A 20,128-nucleotide genomic window follows, 5' to 3' on the forward strand; every position below is an offset into this window, starting at 1 on the left:
CGGGAATCCCGGGGGCACCGTTTCGTTTGTGCGTCAGCGTGGTTCGACGATCTCACCCTCGATGGCCTCGCCCTCCGCCGGACGCGTCCCCGTGGCAGACGTCCGCGGCGACGTCGTCGGTGCCTGCGGCGGCGGAGCCTGCCCCGGCTGCTGCGGCCCACCCCGGTACACCCGCACCCGGCGAGGGCCGAACAGGTCACCGGCGGTCATCGACGACACCCGGCGCTCCGCGGCCCGCTGCACCCCACCCCGGGCCAACCGGCGCACCGGCGGCACCAGCAGCAGCACCCCCACCAGGCCGCTGACCAGACCCGGGGTCGCCAGCAGCAGCGCACCGAGCAGCCCCACCAGCCCGTCGGTCACCTGCCGACCCGGCGGCCGACCCGACTGCGCGGCCTCCCGGAAACCCCGCCACGCCCGCACACCCTCCCGGCGCAGCAAGACCAGGCCCAGCAGCGAGGCCGCGAACACCAGCAGCGTCGCCGCACCGAACCCGAGCGCCCGACCCACCACCACGAACACGGCGATCTCCACGGCCGCGGACACCAGCAGAGCCAACGGTACGAACCTCAGTGCTCGGCGCATCTCACCCCAACCGCCTCACGGCGCCTCGTCATCTCGGCCCCGCCCGGCGGGCGCAGCCGTCCCGTCCGTCCAGCATGACACGCCGCCGCTCAGCGCAGGCTCGCGGAGCCGCACCGGCAGCGTCGCCGCCGACCCGGCCGGGTCGCTCTCAGGGCCACCGCGCCTGTCCGGCCGTGGCCGCCCGCATGCCACGCCGCACCGCCGTACGCCGGTCGCGCACCGCCCAGCCGGTGATGCGCCACAGCGCCTCGACGACGATCAGCGGGCTCATCTTGCTGGCGCCACGCTCCCGCTCGGCGAAGGTGATCGGCACCTCCACGATCCGCGCTCCCGCCCTATGCGCCAGCCGCGACAACTCCACCTGGAACGAGTACCCCTGCGAACACACCGAGTCCAGGTCCAGGGCGTCCAGCACCCCGGCCCGGTAGACCCGGTAGCCGCCGGTGGCGTCGGCGACCGGCATCCCCAACGCCAGCCGTGCGTACAGGTTGCCGCACCGCGACAGCAGCAGCCGCCGCAGCGGCCAGTTCACCACCCGGGCACCCCGGGTCCACCGCGATCCGATCACCACGTCGGCGTCCCGGGCCGCGGCCAGCAACGCCGGCAGGTCCTCCGGGGCGTGCGAGCCGTCGGCGTCCATCTCGACCACCGCGTCGAAGCCACGCCGCCGCGCCCACGCGAACCCCGCCAGATACGCCGCACCGAGTCCCTGCTTCCCCTCCCGGTGCAGCACGTGCACCCGCGCGTCGGCGCGGGCGATGCCCTCGGCGATCACACCCGTGCCGTCGGGGCTGTTGTCGTCGGCGACGAGAATCTCCACCTGCGGCGCGGCCCGCCGGACCCGCCGCACGATCGCCGTGACGTTGTCAGCCTCGTTGTAGGTGGGAATCACCACCAGCACCCGACCCACACCGGGCACCCCGGTCGTCACCGGACGGATGTCGGTTCCGCGTACCACCGTTGCCCCCTCACCCCGGGTGGGCGGCCCCCGGTACGGGCCGGCCGTCCCGCCGACGCCGCAGCACCGCCGCGCCGACCACCGCGGCCACGGCCAGCCCCGCCAGCACCACCTCCGGCAGCACCCCGACCCGGGTGGCCAGCGTGCGTCCCTCGGTCAGCCGCAGCTGCCGCACCACGACCGCGCGGGTGTTGAACCCGGTGGCGTCGCTTACCCGCCCGTCCGGGGTGACGAACCCGGACACCCCGACCGTGGAGGCCATCAACGCCGCACGCCCGTGCTCGACCGCCCGCAGCCGCACCATGGCCAGCTGCTGACGCGCCTCGGCCTCGTCGAAGGTGGCGTTGTTCGTCTGCACCACCAGCAGCTGCGCCCCACCGACGACGGTGTCGCGGACCAGCCCGTCGTAGGCGACCTCGAAGCAGATCACGTCCCCGAGCACCGCCGGCCCGCTGTCGATCACTCCCGGCTCGGTACCGGCCACGAAGTCGGCCCGCACCCGGTCGACCTGGTCGCTGACCATCCGGGCGATCCGGCGCAGCGGCACGTACTCGGCGAACGGCACCGGATGACGCTTGACGTACAGCTGCTCCAGGTCGGCGCCGCTGCCCGGACGCCACAGCACCCCGGCGTTGCGCACCTGCCCCCGCTCCGGCCCGCGCAGCACGGCACCGACCAGGATCGGCACCCCGACGGCGTCCGCGGCAGCGGAGATCCGCGCGCCCGCCGACGCGTTGCGCAGCGGGTCGATGTCGCTGGAGTTCTCCGGCCACACCACCAGGTCCGGTCGGGGCCGGGTGCCGGCGGCGACCTCACCGGCCAGCGCGATGGTGGCCTCGACGTGGTTGTCGAGCACGGCCTGCCGCTGGGCGTTGAAGTCCAACCCGAGTCGCGGCACGTTGCCCTGCACGATCGCCACCGTCACGCCCGCCGCGTCACGGGTGCTGGACACCGGCACCGCCAGCCCACCGGCGAGCAGCAGCAGCACCGCCGCGGCGCACCCGGCCGCCGGCACCCACCGCCGGGCACCGCCGCCGCCACGGCGCGCCCGGACCGTCCACCACGCCCCGGCGACCAGCGATCCACCGGCCAGCGCCACCGCGAACGTCACCAGCGGCGCACCGCCGAGCGCGGCCAGCCGCAGCAGCGGCGACTCGTCCTGGCCGAACGCCAACCGGCCCCACGGGAACCCGCCGAACGGTGTCCGGTCGCGCAGCGCCTCCTGCCCCACCCACAGCACGCCGGTCACCGCCGGCCACATCGCCGCAAACCGGTCGACCAGCGGCGACACCCACGCCGCGGCCAGCCCCAGCACCGCCAGGTAGCCGGCCTGCAACAGCGACAGCAGCACCCACGGCAGGTAGCCGGTGTGCAGGTTCGTCCAGGCCAGCAACGGCGCGAACAGGGTCAGACCGGTCAGGAAACCCAGACCGGCGCCGGCCCGCAGCCGCCGCCGGTGGGTCGCGGCGGCCAGCAACGCCACCCCGACCGGCGCCAGCGGCCACCACCCGTACGGCGGAAAGGCCAGCAGCAACGCCAGGCCGGCGACCACCGCCATGGCGACGGCCACCGGCAGGCGCACCAGGCCCGCCGGCACCGGACCGGGCGGCGGCGGTTCGGGCCCGGCGGCGCGGTCCACGGTCGTCACGGGCGGGTCGGACGCGATCACGCGCCGAAGGCTACCCGCCCGCCGGCACCACCCGCCCGCCCGCCCGCCCGCCTGCCCGGATGGCCGGTCGGTGGCAGGCGACCGTCAGCGGCGGCCGGCCTGCCGCACAGCCCACGGCCAGCCGCGACAATCGACAAGTAATGTTGCCGATGTGGCAAACGAGGAGGCGGCGGTGCTGGCAGCGGTCGGACCCCGACTGCGAGCCCTCCGCAAACAACGCGGCACCACCCTGAACGAACTCGCCGACACCACCGGCATCTCGGTGAGCACCCTGTCCCGGCTCGAATCCGGGCAGCGCCGCCCCACCCTGGAACTGCTGCTACCCCTGGCCCGCGCCCACCAGGTGCCCCTGGACGAACTGGTCGGCACCCCCGCCGTCGGCGACCCCCGGGTCCGCCCCCGCCCCATCGTCCGGCACGGCATGACATTCCTGCCGCTGACCCGCCGCACCGGCGGCCCGCAGGCGTTCAAACAGATCCTGCCGCCACACACCCCCACCGACGCGCAACCACAGTCCCACGAGGGCTACGAGTGGCTGTACGTGCTCTCCGGCCAGCTACGCCTGCGCCTCGGCGACCACGACCTGCTCCTCAGCCCCGGCGAGGTCGCCGAGTTCGACACCCGGGTGCCGCACTGCGTCGCCAACCCCGGCCCCGAACCCACCGAAGTGCTCAACCTGTACGGCCCGCAGGGCGAACACCTGCACGTACGTGCCCGCCCCAGCGGCGGCATCAGCGGCCACGACGAAGTCGGGGCGCGGCATACGCCGCGCCCCGATGCTCCCAGGCCCCTCCCGGCCGGTGCGGCGGAATGCGGCACGCCGACCTTCGGACCGACCCGACGGTGACTGGCTGTCCCCGCCTGGCCGTTGTCTACTGGCCGTGCACCCCATCCTGCCCGTACACCGGTAACCGCGGCCGGTTCGCGCCGCCCCGCCGACCCCCGCCCGCTGGACCTGGCCGCCGCGACTGAACATGCACCGTGTCGCTCGGCCAGCGGACGAAGGGACGAAGCGAACAACAGCCGCTTCCCGTGGTAGGACTCAAAGACGGTACGTGGCCCACCCCCGACCTTGTCAACCCACCCCCGACGAGTCGTCGCCCCGATCCGGCGTGTCGGGGCGCCACCACCCCGCCGTCACCCTCGGCCACCGCGACCATCCACCCCGGTCAACCGAGCAGCGAGCGCAGCAACCCCCGGGCCGCCACCTCATGCTCCTCGGCCAGCATCCCGGCCGCGGCCAGCACATAGTCGGTGTCCACCACCGGCCGGGCCGCCCTCGGCAACGCCCACCCACCGGCATGATCGGTCAACACCGCGTCCAACACCCCGGCCGCGTCGTTGTCCGAGGCGTGCCGCAGCACCCCACCCGAGCCGACCAGCAGCCGCACGTCCCGCAGATCCCGACCGGCCCGCTCACCGGTGCCCACCCCACGGGCGTGGCGACGCAACGCCACCGTCGCCGCCAACGCCGCGATCCGCGCGTCGACCACCCGACCGGCGGCATCCGCCGGCAGGAACCCGGGATCGGCGGCCCGCACCGCGGCCTCGGCCGCCAACCCGTCAGCCTCCCCCACCGCGACCAGCCGTTCCTCCACGGCCGCCCGCACCACCCCCGGCGCGCTCCACCGCACACCCAGATCCCCCTCGACCGTCCGGGCCCGCCACAACGCACCGGCCACCTCCCGGCCCGGCCCACCGGCCCGCTCGTCCGGAGTGAGCACCGAGTACACGTCCGTGGTCGCACCACCCACGTCGACGACCACCAGGTCACCGCCGGCCACGTCGGCGAGCACCTCCACCCCCGACAACACCGCGTCCGGCGTCGCCGCCCGCACCAGCCGGGTGAACCGGCCACCCCGCGACAACCCCTTACCACCGATCACATGCCGCAGAAACACCTGCCGGATCGCCGCACGCGCCGACACCGGCGCCAACACCCCGATGCGGGGCAGCACATTGTCGGCCACCGTCACCGGCACCCCCGCCCCGGCCAACAGCACACGCAGGTCATCGCGGACATCACCGTTGCCGGCGAGCACCACCGGCACCCGCCACCGGGCCCGCGCCAACCGCGTCGCATTGTGCGCGAGCGTCTCCGCGTCCCCGCCGTCGGTGCCACCGACCAGCAGCACCACGTCCGGGCGGGCCGCCCGCAACGCCGCCAACTCCGCCCGACCCAACCGCCCCGCCGCCACGTGCACCACGTCCGCACCCGCCGACAGGCCGACCCGCCGACCCGCCTGCGCGGTCACCAGCGGCTCGTAGCCGATCACCGCCAGCCGCAATCCGCCACCCGCCGACGAGCACACCAACCACGGCACCTCACCCGACATGAGCCCGGCCGTTGCCGCACCCACCGCCGCGTCCAGGCCGTGCAGCACATCCGACCCCACCGTGGTCGGCGCCGCCGCCGCCGACACCAGCCCACCACCGTCGAGGTCGACCACCGCCACCTTCGTGTACGTCGAACCGACGTCGGCGCAGACCGCGACGTTCACACCGCTGCGGGCACGACCACCGTGCCGGTCGCCGTCACCGCCACCAACGGCTCAGCCAACACCTCCGCCGCCGACCCACCCCGATCCGGCCGACCCCGGCACACCACCCGGGCCTCGAAGTCGATGGTGCGACTACGGGCACCCACCCGGGTCACCGTCGCCACCACCTCCACCACGTCACCGGCCCGCACCGGCGCCTTGAACTGCACATCCGAGTACGACGCGAACAACCCCTCGTCACCGTCGGTACGGATACACACCTCGGTGGCCACATCCCCGAACAGCCCCAACGCGTACGCCCCGTCGACGAGATCACCCGCATAGTGCGCGTGCGCGTACGGCACATACCGTCGATGCGTCACCGTCACACCCAACCGACGGTCAGTCATGCCACCCTCGCCCTCCTACCCGTGATCAACGCATGGACCAGATAGGACGCCACCTCACCCGGGGTCGTACCCCGACCGAAGATCCGATCCACCCCCAGCTCGGCGGCCTGCGACTCGTCGAACCGCGGCCCACCCACGATCAACAACGGTCGTCGGCCCGCCGGCAACGCCTCCCGGAACGCCGCCGACATCTCCCGCGTGTTGTGCAGATGCGCATCCCGCTGCGTCACCACCTGCGACACCAGCACCGCGTCCGCCCGCGCCACCCGCGCCGCTTCCACCAACTCCGGCACACTCACCTGCGCACCCAGGTTCGTCACCGACAACTCCCGGTAGTACTCCAGACCCTTCTCCCCCGCGATCCCCTTCACATTCAGGATCGCGTCGATGCCCACCGTGTGCGCGTCCGTGCCGATACACGCACCCACCACCGACAACTTCCGCCGCAACCGCCGCTTGACAACCGCATTGACCTCCTTGGCGCTCAGCAACGGAAAGTCCCGCTCCACCACCCGCACCGCCGACAGGTCCACCAGATGGTTCACCCGCCCGTACACCACGAAGAACGTGAACCCGTCACCGATCGGCTTCGCGTGCACCAGCAACGCCGGATCGATACCCATCCTGTTCGCCAACTGCACCGCCGCACCCTCGGCCCGCTTGTCGTGCGGCACCGGCAACGTGAACGACACCTGCACCATGCCGTCACCGGTGGTGTCCCCGTACGGCCGCACCACACTGCCGCCCGTCACGGCCGGGCCTCCTCGGCTCGCGGCTGCTCCAGGATCTCCGTGGCCGGGTTGAAGTAACCCACCTCGTGCCGCGCCACACCGTCCAGACCCTTACCCCGATCCGCCGGCCGCTTCATGATCCCGAACGTGCCCTCGGCGATCGCCGTCAACAACGACTGCTCACCGATGCGCTCCAACAACTCCACCGCCTCGGCCAGCACCCGATTCGCCCGCTGCTGAATGAACCCACCCGCAGCCGGCACGAAATCCTCGTGCAACCCGCCCGCCGCGCCCAGCACGTACCGCACGTTCTGCAGGGCGATGTCCCGATCCGACAACCACGGCGTCACCACCGCCTCCGTCATCATCCCCACCAGCAGGATCCCCTGCCCGGTCATCGTGCCCACCAGATTGAAGAACCCGTCCAGCAGATTCCCCCGGAACACGTCCCCGGTCATGTGCTTCGTCGGCGGCATCCACTTCAACGGCGCATCCGGGAACAACTCCCGCGCCAGCAACGCGTGCGCCAACTCCAGGCGGAACGACTCCGGCACCTCAGGGTTGATCTCGAAAGCGTGCCCCAGCCCCAACTGCCAGTCCGCCAACCCCGCCTCATGCGCGAAGTACTCGTTGAGCAACTGCGACACCGTCACCGTGTGCGCCTCGTCCACCGCGTCCGCAGTGGTCAGATAGTTGTCCTCACCGGTGTTGATGATGATCCCCGCCCGCGCGTGCACCTGCCGCGAGAACCGCTGGTCGACGAACGTACGCACCGGATTGATGTCCCGGAACAAGATCCCGTACATCGAGTCGTTGAGCATCATGTCCAACCGCTCCAGGCCAGCGAGGGTCGCCATCTCCGGCATGCACAACCCCGACGCGTAGTTCGTCAGCCGCACATACCGCCCCAACTCCTTCGACGACACGTCCAACGCCGCCCGCATCAACCGGAAGTTCTCCTGCGTCGCATACGTGCCCGCGAACCCCTCCCGGGTAGCGCCCTCCGGCACGTAGTCCAGCAGCGACTGCCCCGTCGACCGGATCACCGCGATCACATCCGCACCCGCCCGCGCCGCCGCCTGCGCCTGCGGAATGTCCTCGTAGATGTCCCCGGTCGCCACGATCAGATAGATCCACGGCCGCCGCGGCGGATCACCGAACCGCCGCACCAGACGGTCCCGCTCCACGCGACGCCGATCGATGCGCCGAATCCCCGCACCAACCGCCCGCCGAGCCGCCCGCCGAGCCGCGGTAGCCGCCCGCCCAGCGGGAACGGCGAACCGCACCGAACCGGCGGCAGCCTTCTGCGCCAGCAGCGTCACGTCACTGATCTGCTCGCGCGCCAAAGCGTCGAACACCGGCAACGCCACCCCGTGACCCAGACCCACATCCGCCACCACCGCGTCCACCAGCCGGTTCACCCACGGAATGCCGTCCGGATCCGCACCGGCCACCCCGGCCAGCCGCAACACCGCCCGCTCCACCGACACCGTGGTGTGACCACGCGCCAACTCCACCACCGGTCGACCGGCCCGCCGCGCCAACTCCCGCGCCCGCGCCACCAGCACCGGATCCAGGTCAAGCTTCCCCGTCACGCGGACCCTTCCTCATAGATCACCTCACCGCGCAGCACCGTGCGCCGGCACACCGGCAACGGCGTCGGATCATCCGCACCACGCGCCTCCGGATCAGCGGCCTGCAACACCGGCAACCCCCGCTCCACCCCGGCCGGCGTGGACCACACCGCGAACGTCGCCGGCGCACCCAACGCCAGCACCCCCTCGCTGTCCAGATGCACCGCCCGCCAACCACCCCGGGTGTGCGCCGCGAACGCCGCCCGCACACTCATCCGCTGAACCGGATTGTGATGCGCCACCGCCGCCCGCACCGACCCCCACGGATCCAACGGCGTCACCGGCGAATCCGACCCGAACGCCAACGCCACCCCGACACCATGCATCGCACCCATCGGATTCGACGCCAACGACCGCGCCAACCCCAACCGCGTCTCGTACATCCGCCCCGCGCCACCCCACAACCGGTCGAACGCCGGCTGCATCGACGCCACCACCCCGTGCTCCACGAACCCGGCGATCAACCGCCGATCCACGATCTCCGCGTGCTCCACCCGATGCCGCGCCGCCCGCAACCGATCCGTGCCCAGGCGCCGCGCCGCCCCCGCGAAACCCTCAAGCACCGTCGACACGGCCGCGTCACCGATCGCATGGAACCCGCCCTGCATCCCGTGCGCCGCACAGTCCAACAAATGATCACGAACCTGGTCCGCGCTCAGATAACCGTGACCACACCCGTCACCGTCGGCGTACGGCTGCGACAGATGCGCCGTCCGCGAACCCAACGCGCCATCGGCGAACAGATCACCACCGGCACCGACCGCCCCCAACTCCCGCGCCCGCGCCGCACCACCCAACTCACCCCAGTACCCGTACACCTCCGGCACCCCCGCACCGGAGATCGCCAACAGGCCGGAGAAATCCTCCTCGTCGGAAATCTCCGGCCCACCGCACTCGTGCACCGCCGCGATCCCCACCGACGCCGCGTACCCCAGCGCCACCCGCTGCGCCGCCACCCGCTGCGCCCGCGTCACCGACGCCCGCGCCACCGCCCGCACCACATGATGCGCGTCCCGACGCAGCCAACCCGACCCGTCGTACCCCGGCGCGGCCACCGCCTCCGGACACGCCGCCAGCAACGCCTCCGACACCAACGCCGAATGGATCGACGCCTGCGACAGATACACCCGCCGACCGCCCGCCGCCCGACCCAGCTGCCCGGCCGACGGCGGCTGCGCCACCGGCCACGTCGACTCGTCCCACCCGTGCCCCAGCACCACCGCGTCCACCGGCAGCCCCGCCGCGTACGCGGACACCGCGTCCAACAGCTCACCAGCCGAACGCACCCCGGACAGATCCAGCCCGGACAACACCAACCCGGTGTCGCTGACATGCACGTGCGCGTCCACGAAAGCCGGCGTCACCAACGCACCGTCCAGCTCCACCACCCGATCGGCCGGCGGCGCGTCGGCATCCGAACCCAGCCACACGATCCGCCCGTCACGGACCAGCAACGCCGTAGCGGACGGATCCGCCGGGCAGTGCAGCACACCGGCGCGGTACAACGTCGAGGGGATGTTCGTCATGGCCTCAGTCTGCCGCCAGCCGCGCCTCGAACAGCCCACGCACCCCCGGCTCGCCCCGCAACAACCCCAACGCCAACTCCGCGTGCCCCGGCACGTACCCGTTGCCGACGAGCATCGTCACGTTCGCCGCCAGACCCTCCGCACCCAACGCCGCCGCCGCGAAACTCGTCGCCATCGAGAAGAAGATCACCGTGCCGCCGTCCGCCGTCGCCAACACCGCGCCGTGCTCACAACCCGGCACATCCACGCACAGCACCGTCACGTCCGCCGGCACCCCCAACGCCGAGGTCACCGCCGTCGACAACGCCACCGGATCACGGGCATCGGCCACCACCACCGCATCGGCCAGGCCCGCCGCCACCAGCGCGTCACGCTCCGCGGCCACCGGCACCACCCCGACCGTCCGGCCCGCACCGGCCCGCCGCGCCGCCGCCAGCGACAACGAACCGCTCTTGCCCGCGCCGCCGACCACCGCCACCGTCACCGGCCGGGGATCCCCCTCGGCCGCCCGCTCCGCCACGTGCCGGGACACCACCCGCGACGTCAACGCCGGCGCACCGCACACGTCCAGCACCGCCAGGGACAGCTGCGGGTCCAGGTCCTCCGGCAGCACCGCCGCGACCGATCGGGCGAACAGGATCGCCCACCCCGCACACGGCACCTGCTCACTGCGCCCGTCCCAGCCGGCCAGCCCGTCGGTGACCACCAGCGGGGTCAACGTCAACGACACGAGTGTGGCCACCCGCTCGCCCGCCTTGAGCCCCAACGGTGAACGCCGACCGGCCTCCTCGACCGTGCCGATCAACATGCCGCCCGACCCGGTCACCGGGTTCTGCATCTTTCCCCGGGCGCAGATGATGTCGAGCACCTCGGCCCGGATCGCGGCGCCGTCCCCGTCGTGCTTGACGGACAACTGCCGGAAACTCGCCGCGTCCAGATTCAGCCGCTCCACGCGGATCCGCACCTCGTTCGGCGCGATCTCCGGACGCGTGTCGAGCCGCCAGGCGGCCTGTGGCAACACGCCCGCAGGCTCCACGACACGGTGCAGACCCACCGGTGACGTCACACCCACCTCCCCTGTCCGGCCGCCTGAAGCCTCGCCTTGGACTCGCACGGCGGGAAAACTTACGGCAGAATAATTTCTCTACCGAAATTTTTCCAGTAGCCTTCGGGTCGCTGATCACCCAGGCAGACCAGAGGAGGGGCCGTGACCCAGACCCGACCGCCGGTGCAGACCATCCCGGCACCCCCGCCGGCCCCCACCACCCGCACCGGCCAGCCCTACGAATACCGCCGCAGCCCCCTCGTCGAACCCGACTGGACCCGCTTCCCCGGCTGGCGCGAGGTCACCCGCGACCAGTGGGAGAGCGCCCAGTGGCAACGCGTCAACTGCGTCAAGAACATCAAGCAACTGCGCACCGTGCTCGGTGACACCGTCGACGACACCTTCTACGCCGACCTCGAAGCCGACCAACGCGCCCTGGCCACCATGTCCATGCTGGTGACCCCACAGATGATCAACACAATGGCGCCGTACGGCCCACCCACCACCGAGACGCTGCTGGCCGACCCCATCCGGCGCTACATGATCCCGGTCGCCTCCGACCGCCGCACCGACTGGCCGTCCCACCCCTACGCCACCCGCGACTCACTGCACGAACACGACATGTGGGTCGCCGAAGGCCTCACCCACCGCTACCCCACGAAGGTCCTCGCCGAACTGCTCTCCACCTGCCCGCAGTACTGCGGGCACTGCACCCGCATGGACCTGGTCGGCAACTCCACCCCCACGGTGGACAAACTCAAGCTCAGCCTCAAGCCCGTCGACCGATACGACGCCCACATCAGCTACCTCAAGGCCCACCCCGGCGTGCGGGACGTCGTCGTCTCCGGCGGCGACGTGGCCAACGTGCCCTGGCGCAACCTCGAGTCGTACCTGATGCGGCTGCTGGAGATCGAAACCATCCGGGACATCCGGCTCGCCACCAAGGCCCTGATGGGCCTGCCCCAGCACTGGCTGCAACCCGACGTGGTCGAGGGCCTGGAACGGGTCGCCCGCACCGCCGCCCGCCGCGGGGTCAACCTCGCCATCCACACCCACGTCAACCACGCCCAGTCGCTCACCCCGCTGGTCGCCAGGGCCGCCCAGACCGCCCTCGACATCGGCGTGCGCGACGTACGCAACCAGGGCGTCCTGATGCGAGGGGTCAACGCGACCAGCACCGACCTGCTCGACCTCTGCTTCGCTCTCCAGGGCGAGGCGGGCATCCTGCCGTACTACTTCTACATGTGCGACATGATCCCCAACGCCGAGCACTGGCGGGTCCCGGTCTGGCACGCCCAGCAGCTCCAGCACGACATCATGGGCTACCTGCCCGGCTACGCCACCCCACGGATCGTCTGCGACGTGCCCTTCGTCGGTAAACGCTGGGTACACATGGTCACCGAGTACGACCGCGAGCGCGGCATCTCCTACTGGACGAAGAACTACCGCACCTCCATCGAATCCGCCGACCTGGAGGCGCTCAGCAAGCGCTACGCCTACTACGACCCGATCGACACCCTCCCCGAGGCCGGTCAGCAGTGGTGGCGCGTCCACCGCGACGACTGAACCCGACCGGTCGGCGCCTCTTCGCCGACCTGGGCCACACCGCGAAGCGGGCCGCCGGAATGATCCGGCGGCCCGCTTGCGTACCGGGCGATCACTTCGTGAAAGCGTCCTTCGTGTTACGCCCGGCCTCCTTGACGTTCTCACCGGCCTGCCGGGCCCGGGCATCGCTCTGCTGGCTGGAGCCCTCGGCCCGCATGCGCTCGTTGTCGGTCATGTCGCCGATCCGCTCCCTGGCGGCGCCGCTCAGTTCCTCGACCTTGTTCTTCGCCTTGTCGGTGAAGCTCATGTCGCCTCCCTGCCTGTTCGGCGGTAGAGCGGAGCGGTCCGCTCCGCTCTTTCTTGAGTCCCCTCGTGCGATGAGCTGAAACGGGTTGGTCTCTTCGTGCGGGACCACACAACCGCTACAGCATCCTAGGATACTAGGTGTATGGCGAAGCCTGGTCAGCGGCGCGGCGACCACGGGGCGAATCGCTGGACGGGCGTCGATCGGCGGATCGGCGGATCGCCCGATCCGGTCGCCGCCCGACATCAAACCCGGTGTCCTGGTTGACTGAGGCCATGGATGAGCGAATTCTCCGGATCGGCGCCGTCAGAACGCACCGCGTCGCGCCGCACGGTGGTGCGACGCGGTGAACGAGATCCTGCTCGTCCGGCATGGCGAGACCACGTGGAGCGCCAGCCGCCGCCACACCTCTTACACCGATCTCAACCTGACCCCCGACGGTGAGCGGCAGGCCCGCGCACTCGGCCCGGCCCTCGCCGGGCGACGGTTCGTCGCGGTGCTGACCAGCCCACGGATCAGGGCGCTGCGCACCGCGCAGCTGGCCGGGTTGCCGGTCACCGACTCCGACGACGACCTCGCCGAATGGCACTACGGTGACTACGAGGGCCGCACCACCGCGGAGATCCAGGACGAACGTCCCGGGTGGAGCGTCTGGACCGACGGATGCCCGGGCGGCGAGTCACCGAGCGAGGTCGGCGAACGCCTGGACCGACTGCTCGCCCGGCTGCACCCCCTGCTCGACCGAGGTCCCGTCGCCGTGGTCGGGCACGCGCACGCGCTCCGCGTGCTGGGCGCCCGGTGGATCGGGCTGCCCCCGTCGGCCGGTGGGCTGTTCCGGCTGGACACCGCCACCCTCAGCCTGCTCGGTCACGAACACGGCCGGCGGGTGCTCCTCCGCTGGAACCAGCCGCCTCCCCCACCGCTCGACCCACCCACGGCGCAGTCGCCGGCCCGCCACTGACCATTCGCCGGGCCGGCGGTGACGGACCGCGGCGTCGATCAGCGGGACGGCTGCTGCCGCGCCGGATCCTGCCCCACCTTCGGTGGCCGATGTTCGTACGGGGTGGACAGCACCACAGTCGTGCGGGTGGTGACATTCGCCGATGTCCTGATCTCCTGGAGCACCCGCTCCAGGTCGACCGGCCCGGCCACCCGGACCAGCAGCAGGTAGAAGTCCTCCCCCGCCACCGAGTAGCAGGAGTCGATCTCCGGCAGATGCGCCAGCCGCTCCGGCGCGTCGTCCGGCTGCGACGGATCGAACGGTCGGATCGCCACGAACGCCGTCAGGGGCAGGTCCAGCGCCTCGAACGAGACCCGGGCGGCGTAACCCTTGATCACCCCGCGCTGCTCCAGCCGTCGTACCCGCTGATGCACCGCGGAGACCGACAGGCCGACCTTCTCCGCCAGATCCGTGTACGACAGTCGGCCGTCCGCGGTCAGCGCCACCACGATGGCGCGGTCGATCTCCTCCACGGCGTGCAACCTACCGGGTACGACCGGTCGACGCGACCGACAAGCCCGCCCGCCGTCGCGTTCGGCGGGCGGATGCTCGCGTACGGTCAGCCCTTCGCCAGTGCTCGGGAGATCACCAGCCGTTGGATCTGGTTGGTCCCCTCCACGATCTGCAGCACCTTCGCCTCCCGCAGGTACCGCTCGACCGGATGGTCGGCGACGTAACCGGCGCCGCCGAGCACCTGCACCGCGTCGATGGTCACCCGCATCGCCACGTCTGTGGCGAACAGCTTCGCCTTGGCCGCCTCGATCGAGTACGGCCGACCGGCGTCGCGCAGCCGGGCCGCGGCCAGGGTCAACGCCCGGGCGGCGGAGATCTGGGTGGCGAGGTCGGCCAGGGTGAACCCGAGCCCCTGGAAGTCGATGATCGACCGGCCGAACTGCTCGCGTTGCCGGGCGTAGTCCACCGCGTAGTCCAGCGCCGCCTGGGCCAGCCCGACCGCGCAGGCCGCGATGCCCAGGCGGCCCGAGTCCAGGGCCGACATGGCGATGGTGAACCCCGCCCCGTTGCCGCCGATCAGCCGGTCGGCCGGCACCCGGGCCTCGTCGAAGACGATCTGCGCCACCGGAGAGGAGCGCAGGCCCATGGTGCGCTCGGCGGCCTGCGGGTGCAGGCCCGGTGTGGCGCGGTCGGCGAGCAGGCAGGAGATGCCCTTCGGGCCCGGGCCGCCGGTGCGGCAGAAGATGTTGTAGAAGTCGGCCACCCGGGCGTGGGTGATCCACGCCTTGGTGCCGGTGACCAGATAGCCGTCGCCGTCGCGCACCGCCCTGGTGGTCAGCGCCGCGGCGTCCGAACCACCCTGCGGCTCCGACAGGCAGTACGCCCCGAGCAACTCGCCGCCGATCATGTCCGGCAGCAGCTTGCGCTGTTCCTCGCTGCCGAAGGCGGCGACCGGGTAGCAGGACAGGGTGTGCACGCTCACCGCCTCGGCGACCGCGAGCCAGCGGCCGGCCAGGATCTCCAGCACCTGGAGATAGACCTCGTACGGCTGAGCGGCGCCGCCGTACTCCTCCGGGTACGGCAGGCCGAGCAGACCCGCCCGGCCCAGCGTGCGCAGCACCTCCCGGGGGAACTCGGCCCGCTGCTCGTGCTCGACCACCTTCGGCGCGAGTTCCCGGTCGGCCAGTTCGGTGGTCAACTCCAGCAGGTCGCGAGCCTCGTCGGTGGGCAGGATCCGGTCGACAGTCATAGCGCGATGAGCTCCGTAGGGATGGTGTTGAGCCGTCGTACGCCGTCCGTCGTGCAGACGACGATGTCCTCGATCCGGGCGCCGTGCCGCCCGGCCAGGTAGATGCCCGGTTCGACGGAGAAGGCCATCCCCGCCGCCAACGCACGGTCGTTGCCGGCCACCACGTACGGCTCCTCGTGGCCGTCCAGACCGATGCCGTGGCCGGTGCGGTGCAGGAACGCGTCGCCGTAACCGGCCGCGGTGATCGGCGCGCGGGCGGCGGCGTCGACGGCCTCGGCGCTCACCCCGGGGCGGACCGCCGCCACGGCGGCGCGCTGCGCCTCGTGCAGCACCGCGTAGTAGTCGACGAACTCGGCGGGTGCCGGCCCACCGCTGACATAGGTGCGGGTGCAGTCGGAGCGGTAGCCCGAGGGCATGGTGCCGCCGATGTCCACCACGACCGGCTCGCCCGCGCCGATCGGCCGGTCGGCGGTGCCGTGATGCGGGCTGGCGGCGTTCGGGCCGGCCGCCACGATGACGAAGTCGACGGTGACGTGGCCGGCCGCCCTGATCGCGGCGGCGATGTCGGCGGCCACCTCCACCTCGGTCCGTCCCGGTCGCAGCCACTGCCCCATCCGGGCGTGCACCGCGTCGATCGCCGCGCCGGCCTCGGCGAGCGCCGCCACCTCCGCGGCCGACTTGTGGACGCGCAGCTCGCGCAGGACCGTCGAGGCGAGCCGCTGCCGGGCGTCGGGCAGCAGCGCACGCAGTGCCAGCACCTGCTCGGCCCACATCCGGTCGGCCAGCCCGACCGCGCCGACCGGCCCGCCGAGCGCGGCGGTCACCAGTGGGTACGGGTCCGTGCCGTCCGCGTGGTCGACGATGCGCACCCCGGTGGCCGGCGCCGGCGACTCCTCGGCCGCCGGCCGTTCCAGGGTCGGCACGATCAGCGTCGGCTCGCCCTCGGCGGGCAGCACCAGCAGGGTCAGCCGCTCACCGGCGTGGGCGTCGTAGCCGGTCAGGTAGCGCAGGTCGGAGCCGGGGCTGAGCAGCAGCGCGTCCAACCCGGCGGCGGCCACGGCACGCTGCGCGGCGGCCAGCCGCCCTGGCGGATACAGCTCCTCGAACCCCACACCGCTAGCTTAACGGTCGTTTGGGCCAGTCGGCGCCCACGGTGCCGGACCGCCACGACGCACCGGTCAGGAATCGAGAAGCACCGACCAGCCGGACGTCACTAGCTTGACCAGGGTAGATACCCGGCCGGGCAGCCGCTCGGGCCGGTGCGGAGAGGCACCCGGGAGGTTCGTGATGAGTGGAAGCAACTGGATCCGGCAGGCCCATCGGTGGCTGGCGATCGCGTTCACGGTGACCGTCGCCGTCACCTTCGTCGCGCTCGCGCAGGAGAATCCGGTCGAGTGGATCGCCTACCTGCCGCTGCTGCCGCTGGCCCTGCTGATGATCACCGGCCTGTACCTGTTCGTGCTGCCGTACGTCGCCAAGCGGCGCCGCGGGCGGGCCACGGCCGGCGCGAGCTGAGGGCGCCGCGAGGTCAGTCCGTCAGCCAGAGGCAGAACGGGTGGCCGTCCGGGTCCAGGCAGACCCGGACGTCCTCCTGAGGCTGAAAAGCGGCGAGCGTCGCCCCGCAGGCCAGCGCATGCTCCAGCGCCGCCGGCAGGTCCTGCACCCCGATCTCCAGGTGCATCATCATCTGCTGCCGGTCGGGCTGCGCCGGCCAGCTCGGCCGCACGTACGCGCGTTCCCGCTGAAAGGACAGCCCGACCCCACCGTCGGCGGCCCGCAGGATCACGTCGTCGGTCTCCTCGACCGCGATGTCCCAGCCGAGCAGGCGCGCGTAGAAGCGGGCCAGTGCCGCCGGGTCCGGGGTGTCGAGATTCACCGTGGTCAGCGTCAGCCGGGTCGGTACGGTCATCGGGCCCTCCCTCGTCGCGCCGGCGGAACGCACCGCCGACATGCCGTACGTCGTGAACGTCGGTGCGGTGTGCCAGGCTGTCGGGCGTGACAGCGCAGACCCCGATCATGCTCATCGACGCGCCCAGTCTCTACTTCCGGGCGTACTTCGGCATCCCCGAGTCCGCCGCGAAGACCGCCGACGGCCAGCCGGTGAACGCGGTGCGCGGGTTCCTGGACATGCTCGCTCACCTGGTGCGCACCCGACAGCCGGGACGGATGGTGTGCGCGATGGACCACGACTGGCGGCCCGACTGGCGGGTCGCGCTGCTGCCGTCGTACAAGGCGCACCGGGTGGCTCCGGAGGGTGGCGAGGTGGTGCCGGACACCCTCTCCCCGCAGGTGCCGATGATCCTGGAGGTGCTCGACGCGCTGGGGGTGACCGTGGTCGGCGCGACCGGCTACGAGGCCGACGACGTACTGGGCACCCTCTCGGTCACCCAGCCCGGTCCGGTGGAGGTGGTCTCCGGTGACCGGGACCTGTTCCAGCTGATCGACGACGCCCGGGGCGTGCGACTGCTCTACGTCGGGCGAGGGGTGGCCAAGCTGGAGGACTGCGACGACGCCGCCGTGCGCGCCCGCTACGGGGTGCCGGCCGACCGGTACGCCGAGTTCGCCGCGCTGCGCGGCGACCCGTCCGACGGGCTGCCCGGGGTGGCCGGCGTCGGCGAGAAGACCGCCGCCCGGCTGGTCGACAGGTACGGCGACATCGCCGGCATCCTCGCCGCCCTGGACGACCCGGCCGCCGGTTTCGCACCCGGGCTGCGCACCAAGCTCGCCGCGGCCCGGGACTACCTGGCCGTGGCGCCGAAGGTGGTCCGGGTGGCCCTGGACGTGCCGCTGCCACCGCTGTCCACCGAGTTGCCGGCATCGCCGGCCGACCCGCAACGGTTGCTCGACCTGGCCGAGCGGTGGAACCTCGCCGGCTCGACCCGGCGCCTGGTCGACGCGCTCGCCACCCGCACCGCGACGAGCTGACCCGTCCCGGGTCGGCTCAGACGATGAAGCGGAGCCGGCCGCGCCGGGCCAGCAGGTAGCCGAGGGCACCGGCGACGATCAGCACCAGACCGATGCCGACGAGCAGACCGGTCGGGGCACCGGTGATCGGCAGCGAGCCGCCGCCTCCGCCGCTGCCGGAGAGCTGCACCTGGATCTTCGCGGTGTCGTTGGCGGGGTCCAGATCCTTGACCGGGCCGGTGCCGTCGAAGGTGTGCAGCCGGACCGTGCCGCCCTTGCCACCGGCCCGGTCGATCCGTAGGTCGAACTCGAAGCTCAGCCGCTCACCGCGGCTGATCGTGCCGCGCGCCAGACACACGTAGACCCGCGCGCCCGGCTTGCCGGGCTGCCACTCGTCGGCGTCCCGGTCGACACAGGACTGCGGGGCGGTGACCGCGGTGACGTTTGTCGGCAGGGTCACGATGGTCTCGACGTTGAGCCCCCGCTGGCCGTTGGGTCCGGCGCTGGCCGGACCGTTGTTGAGGTACCCGACCCGCATCTCGACCGTGTCGCCGACCGCACCCGTGACGGTGGCCCCCTCGGCGGCCACGTCGCCACGCTGGTCGCCGTCGACGGTCAGCGTGATCCGGGTTTCGTTGTCGTGCGGGTTGGTGTCGGTCTGCCCGAGCGCGCGGGCCTGGGTACCGTCGAGCGGCACCAGCGTCAGCGCCTCGTCGTCGCCCGTCGGGCCGAGCGGCCCGGTCGAGCCCAACCCGGGACGGAACGCCGCCCAGTCGGCGGGGGTGAACCAGACCGCGTTGCTGAGGTGCAGGTTCGGCGCCCAACTGTCGGCCGGGACGGTTCCGCCGAACGTCGGGTCCACCCGCAGCGACTGACCGGGCTCCAGCGAATTGCCGAACGTGCAGGCGAAGCTGCTGTCGTCGAGATCAAGGTCGCTGTACTCGCAGTTCGCGTACCGCTTCGACGGGGTGAACCCGTAGGAGCCGGAGAGGTACAGCACCAACCCGCGCGCGGTCTTCGGACCCCGGTTCAGCACCGTCAGCGGTACCTCGACCCGGCCGCCCAGGCTGCTGTCCAGATCCAGCTTCGGCTCGGCGGCGAGGTCGACCCCTTCGCCGACGGTGACGGTGGACCGGTAGGTCCCGGTGCTCCCGTCGGGCGTGGTGACGGTGAACACCAGTTCACCCTGCTGGCCCGGCTTCGCGTCCGCCGCCGCCCGGACGGCCAGGCTGAACAGCTCCGAACCCCAGTCACTGTCGGTCGTCACCGCGCAGTTGAGGACCGCGCCCGACGCCGTACAGACGTCCGGGTCGTCGCCCTGGTCGACGTCGGCGAAGGCCAGGACAGCGCTGCGGTCCACCCGCACGGTGTAGGTGCCGACCTGCGGGTCACCCTGCAGGCTGACCGAGACCCACTTCTGCGGACCGTCGGTGGCGACGATGACGTTGTTGACGCGTGCCACTGCCGTCGCGGCCGGTTCGGCGGCGGCCGGCACACTGAGGGCCACCGTGGCGAGCACACCGACGACGGCCACGCCGGCAAGCAACCGACGAACAACATGAGTCTGCATGGCTGGTCCCTCAGGAACATGGTGATACCACGACGGGAGCTGAGCCGGGTAAGACTCTCATGGAT

Annotated in this window: 20 protein-coding genes; 5 read left to right on the plus strand and 15 right to left on the minus strand. The window is 72.1% G+C overall.

Annotated features, from left to right (window positions below; genetic code table 11):
• Nucleotides 1-33: 33 nt before the first annotated feature.
• The 3 genes from O7597_RS28400 to lnt all read right to left on the minus strand — a co-directional run bounded on the left by O7597_RS28400 (nucleotide 34) and on the right by lnt (nucleotide 3,140).
• The gene (locus O7597_RS28400; RefSeq protein ID WP_281581264.1) at nucleotides 34-585 is read right to left on the minus strand and encodes an FxsA family protein; all 552 of its coding nucleotides are present in this window, start codon (nucleotides 583-585) and stop codon (nucleotides 34-36) included.
• Between the two features lie 148 nt (nucleotides 586-733).
• Nucleotides 734-1,543: a polyprenol monophosphomannose synthase gene (locus O7597_RS28405; RefSeq protein WP_281581265.1), complete on the minus strand. Its 810-nt coding sequence runs from the start codon at nucleotides 1,541-1,543 to the stop codon at nucleotides 734-736.
• A gap of 10 nt (nucleotides 1,544-1,553) precedes the next feature.
• Entirely contained in the window at nucleotides 1,554-3,140 is a 1,587-nt protein-coding gene (gene lnt / locus O7597_RS28410) for an apolipoprotein N-acyltransferase (RefSeq protein ID WP_281583337.1), read from the minus strand.
• Between the two features lie 223 nt (nucleotides 3,141-3,363).
• On the opposite strand from lnt, the gene O7597_RS28415 reads away from it, so the two are divergent.
• Nucleotides 3,364-4,059: an XRE family transcriptional regulator gene (locus tag O7597_RS28415; RefSeq protein WP_281581266.1), complete on the plus strand. Its 696-nt coding sequence runs from the start codon at nucleotides 3,364-3,366 to the stop codon at nucleotides 4,057-4,059.
• Between the two features lie 322 nt (nucleotides 4,060-4,381).
• Here O7597_RS28415 and O7597_RS28420 read toward each other — a convergent pair whose 3' ends face one another.
• Genes O7597_RS28420 through O7597_RS28445 form a run of 6 tightly spaced genes read right to left on the minus strand, consistent with a single transcriptional unit; the run spans nucleotide 4,382 to nucleotide 11,047 of the window.
• Nucleotides 4,382-5,713 carry a glutamate mutase L gene (locus O7597_RS28420; protein WP_281581267.1) on the minus strand — a complete coding sequence of 444 codons (1,332 nt, stop codon included), beginning with the start codon at nucleotides 5,711-5,713 and terminating at the stop codon, nucleotides 4,382-4,384.
• Nucleotides 5,710-6,102, minus strand: a complete 393-nt coding sequence (locus tag O7597_RS28425; protein ID WP_269741765.1) for a hotdog domain-containing protein — start codon at nucleotides 6,100-6,102, stop codon at nucleotides 5,710-5,712. Before O7597_RS28425 ends, O7597_RS28420 begins: the two co-directional genes overlap by 4 nt.
• Nucleotides 6,099-6,854: an OAM dimerization domain-containing protein gene (locus O7597_RS28430; protein ID WP_281581268.1), complete on the minus strand. Its 756-nt coding sequence runs from the start codon at nucleotides 6,852-6,854 to the stop codon at nucleotides 6,099-6,101. The genes O7597_RS28425 and O7597_RS28430 overlap by 4 nt, the downstream gene beginning before the upstream one ends.
• Nucleotides 6,851-8,428 carry a lysine 5,6-aminomutase subunit alpha gene (locus O7597_RS28435; protein ID WP_269741767.1) on the minus strand — a complete coding sequence of 526 codons (1,578 nt, stop codon included), beginning with the start codon at nucleotides 8,426-8,428 and terminating at the stop codon, nucleotides 6,851-6,853. Before O7597_RS28435 ends, O7597_RS28430 begins: the two co-directional genes overlap by 4 nt.
• Nucleotides 8,425-9,993, minus strand: coding sequence for an amidohydrolase family protein (locus O7597_RS28440; protein ID WP_281581269.1), 1,569 nt, complete (start codon nucleotides 9,991-9,993; stop codon nucleotides 8,425-8,427). Before O7597_RS28440 ends, O7597_RS28435 begins: the two co-directional genes overlap by 4 nt.
• 4 nt (nucleotides 9,994-9,997) lie before the next feature.
• Entirely contained in the window at nucleotides 9,998-11,047 is a 1,050-nt protein-coding gene (locus O7597_RS28445) for a zinc-binding alcohol dehydrogenase (RefSeq protein WP_281583338.1), read from the minus strand.
• 153 nt (nucleotides 11,048-11,200) lie between these two features.
• Here O7597_RS28445 and O7597_RS28450 point away from each other — a divergent pair, with 153 nt between their 5' ends.
• On the plus strand, nucleotides 11,201-12,604 hold the full coding sequence (locus O7597_RS28450) for a lysine 2,3-aminomutase (RefSeq protein ID WP_281581270.1): 1,404 nt from the start codon (nucleotides 11,201-11,203) through the stop codon (nucleotides 12,602-12,604).
• A gap of 91 nt (nucleotides 12,605-12,695) precedes the next feature.
• Here O7597_RS28450 and O7597_RS28455 read toward each other — a convergent pair whose 3' ends face one another.
• The gene (locus O7597_RS28455; protein ID WP_269741770.1) at nucleotides 12,696-12,890 is read right to left on the minus strand and encodes a CsbD family protein; all 195 of its coding nucleotides are present in this window, start codon (nucleotides 12,888-12,890) and stop codon (nucleotides 12,696-12,698) included.
• A 343-nt stretch (nucleotides 12,891-13,233) separates the two neighbouring features.
• On the opposite strand from O7597_RS28455, the gene O7597_RS28460 reads away from it, so the two are divergent.
• Nucleotides 13,234-13,848 (plus strand): histidine phosphatase family protein, encoded by a 615-nt coding sequence (locus O7597_RS28460; protein WP_164449837.1) that lies wholly within the window; start codon nucleotides 13,234-13,236, stop codon nucleotides 13,846-13,848.
• Between the two features lie 38 nt (nucleotides 13,849-13,886).
• Here the strand turns inward: O7597_RS28460 and O7597_RS28465 are convergent, their stop codons facing one another.
• The 3 genes from O7597_RS28465 to O7597_RS28475 form a co-directional block, all read right to left on the minus strand.
• Nucleotides 13,887-14,360: an Lrp/AsnC family transcriptional regulator gene (locus O7597_RS28465; protein ID WP_164449836.1), complete on the minus strand. Its 474-nt coding sequence runs from the start codon at nucleotides 14,358-14,360 to the stop codon at nucleotides 13,887-13,889.
• A gap of 86 nt (nucleotides 14,361-14,446) precedes the next feature.
• Complete coding sequence (locus O7597_RS28470) at nucleotides 14,447-15,589, minus strand: acyl-CoA dehydrogenase family protein (protein ID WP_281581271.1); 1,143 nt, start codon at nucleotides 15,587-15,589, stop codon at nucleotides 14,447-14,449.
• A complete protein-coding gene (locus O7597_RS28475) occupies nucleotides 15,586-16,701 on the minus strand; it encodes a Xaa-Pro peptidase family protein (RefSeq protein WP_281581272.1) in 1,116 nt (371 codons plus the stop codon). The genes O7597_RS28470 and O7597_RS28475 overlap by 4 nt, the downstream gene beginning before the upstream one ends.
• 175 nt (nucleotides 16,702-16,876) lie before the next feature.
• Between O7597_RS28475 and O7597_RS28480 the strand changes: the two genes are divergently transcribed.
• Complete coding sequence (locus tag O7597_RS28480) at nucleotides 16,877-17,104, plus strand: hypothetical protein (protein ID WP_281581273.1); 228 nt, start codon at nucleotides 16,877-16,879, stop codon at nucleotides 17,102-17,104.
• A gap of 13 nt (nucleotides 17,105-17,117) precedes the next feature.
• On the opposite strand, the gene O7597_RS28485 is transcribed toward O7597_RS28480, so the two are convergent.
• Nucleotides 17,118-17,498 carry a VOC family protein gene (locus O7597_RS28485; protein ID WP_269741776.1) on the minus strand — a complete coding sequence of 127 codons (381 nt, stop codon included), beginning with the start codon at nucleotides 17,496-17,498 and terminating at the stop codon, nucleotides 17,118-17,120.
• 107 nt (nucleotides 17,499-17,605) lie between these two features.
• Here O7597_RS28485 and O7597_RS28490 point away from each other — a divergent pair, with 107 nt between their 5' ends.
• On the plus strand, nucleotides 17,606-18,514 hold the full coding sequence (locus tag O7597_RS28490) for a 5'-3' exonuclease (protein ID WP_269742762.1): 909 nt from the start codon (nucleotides 17,606-17,608) through the stop codon (nucleotides 18,512-18,514).
• Nucleotides 18,515-18,530: 16 nt separating this feature from the next.
• On the opposite strand, the gene O7597_RS28495 is transcribed toward O7597_RS28490, so the two are convergent.
• Nucleotides 18,531-20,063: a cell wall anchor protein gene (locus tag O7597_RS28495; RefSeq protein ID WP_269741777.1), complete on the minus strand. Its 1,533-nt coding sequence runs from the start codon at nucleotides 20,061-20,063 to the stop codon at nucleotides 18,531-18,533.
• Between the last annotated feature and the right edge of the window lie 65 nt (nucleotides 20,064-20,128).

The organism is Verrucosispora sp. WMMC514 (assembly GCF_027497295.1).
In the GTDB taxonomy this organism is placed as follows: Bacteria; Actinomycetota; Actinomycetes; order Mycobacteriales; family Micromonosporaceae; genus Micromonospora; species Micromonospora palythoicola.

Excerpts from the sequence above, each read along its gene's own strand:
- O7597_RS28400 (WP_281581264.1), bottom strand. The coding sequence starts at position 585 with ATGCGCCGAGCACTGAGGTTCGTACCGTTGGCTCTGCTGGTGTCCGCG.
- O7597_RS28425 (WP_269741765.1), bottom strand. The coding sequence starts at position 6,102 with ATGACTGACCGTCGGTTGGGTGTGACGGTGACGCATCGACGGTATGTG.
- O7597_RS28440 (WP_281581269.1), bottom strand. The coding sequence starts at position 9,993 with ATGACGAACATCCCCTCGACGTTGTACCGCGCCGGTGTGCTGCACTGC.
- O7597_RS28455 (WP_269741770.1), bottom strand. The coding sequence starts at position 12,890 with ATGAGCTTCACCGACAAGGCGAAGAACAAGGTCGAGGAACTGAGCGGC.
- O7597_RS28470 (WP_281581271.1), bottom strand. The coding sequence starts at position 15,589 with ATGACTGTCGACCGGATCCTGCCCACCGACGAGGCTCGCGACCTGCTG.
- O7597_RS28480 (WP_281581273.1), top strand. The coding sequence starts at position 16,877 with ATGAGTGGAAGCAACTGGATCCGGCAGGCCCATCGGTGGCTGGCGATC.
- O7597_RS28485 (WP_269741776.1), bottom strand. The coding sequence starts at position 17,498 with ATGACCGTACCGACCCGGCTGACGCTGACCACGGTGAATCTCGACACC.
- O7597_RS28490 (WP_269742762.1), top strand. The coding sequence starts at position 17,606 with ATGCTCATCGACGCGCCCAGTCTCTACTTCCGGGCGTACTTCGGCATC.
- O7597_RS28495 (WP_269741777.1), bottom strand. The coding sequence starts at position 20,063 with ATGCAGACTCATGTTGTTCGTCGGTTGCTTGCCGGCGTGGCCGTCGTC.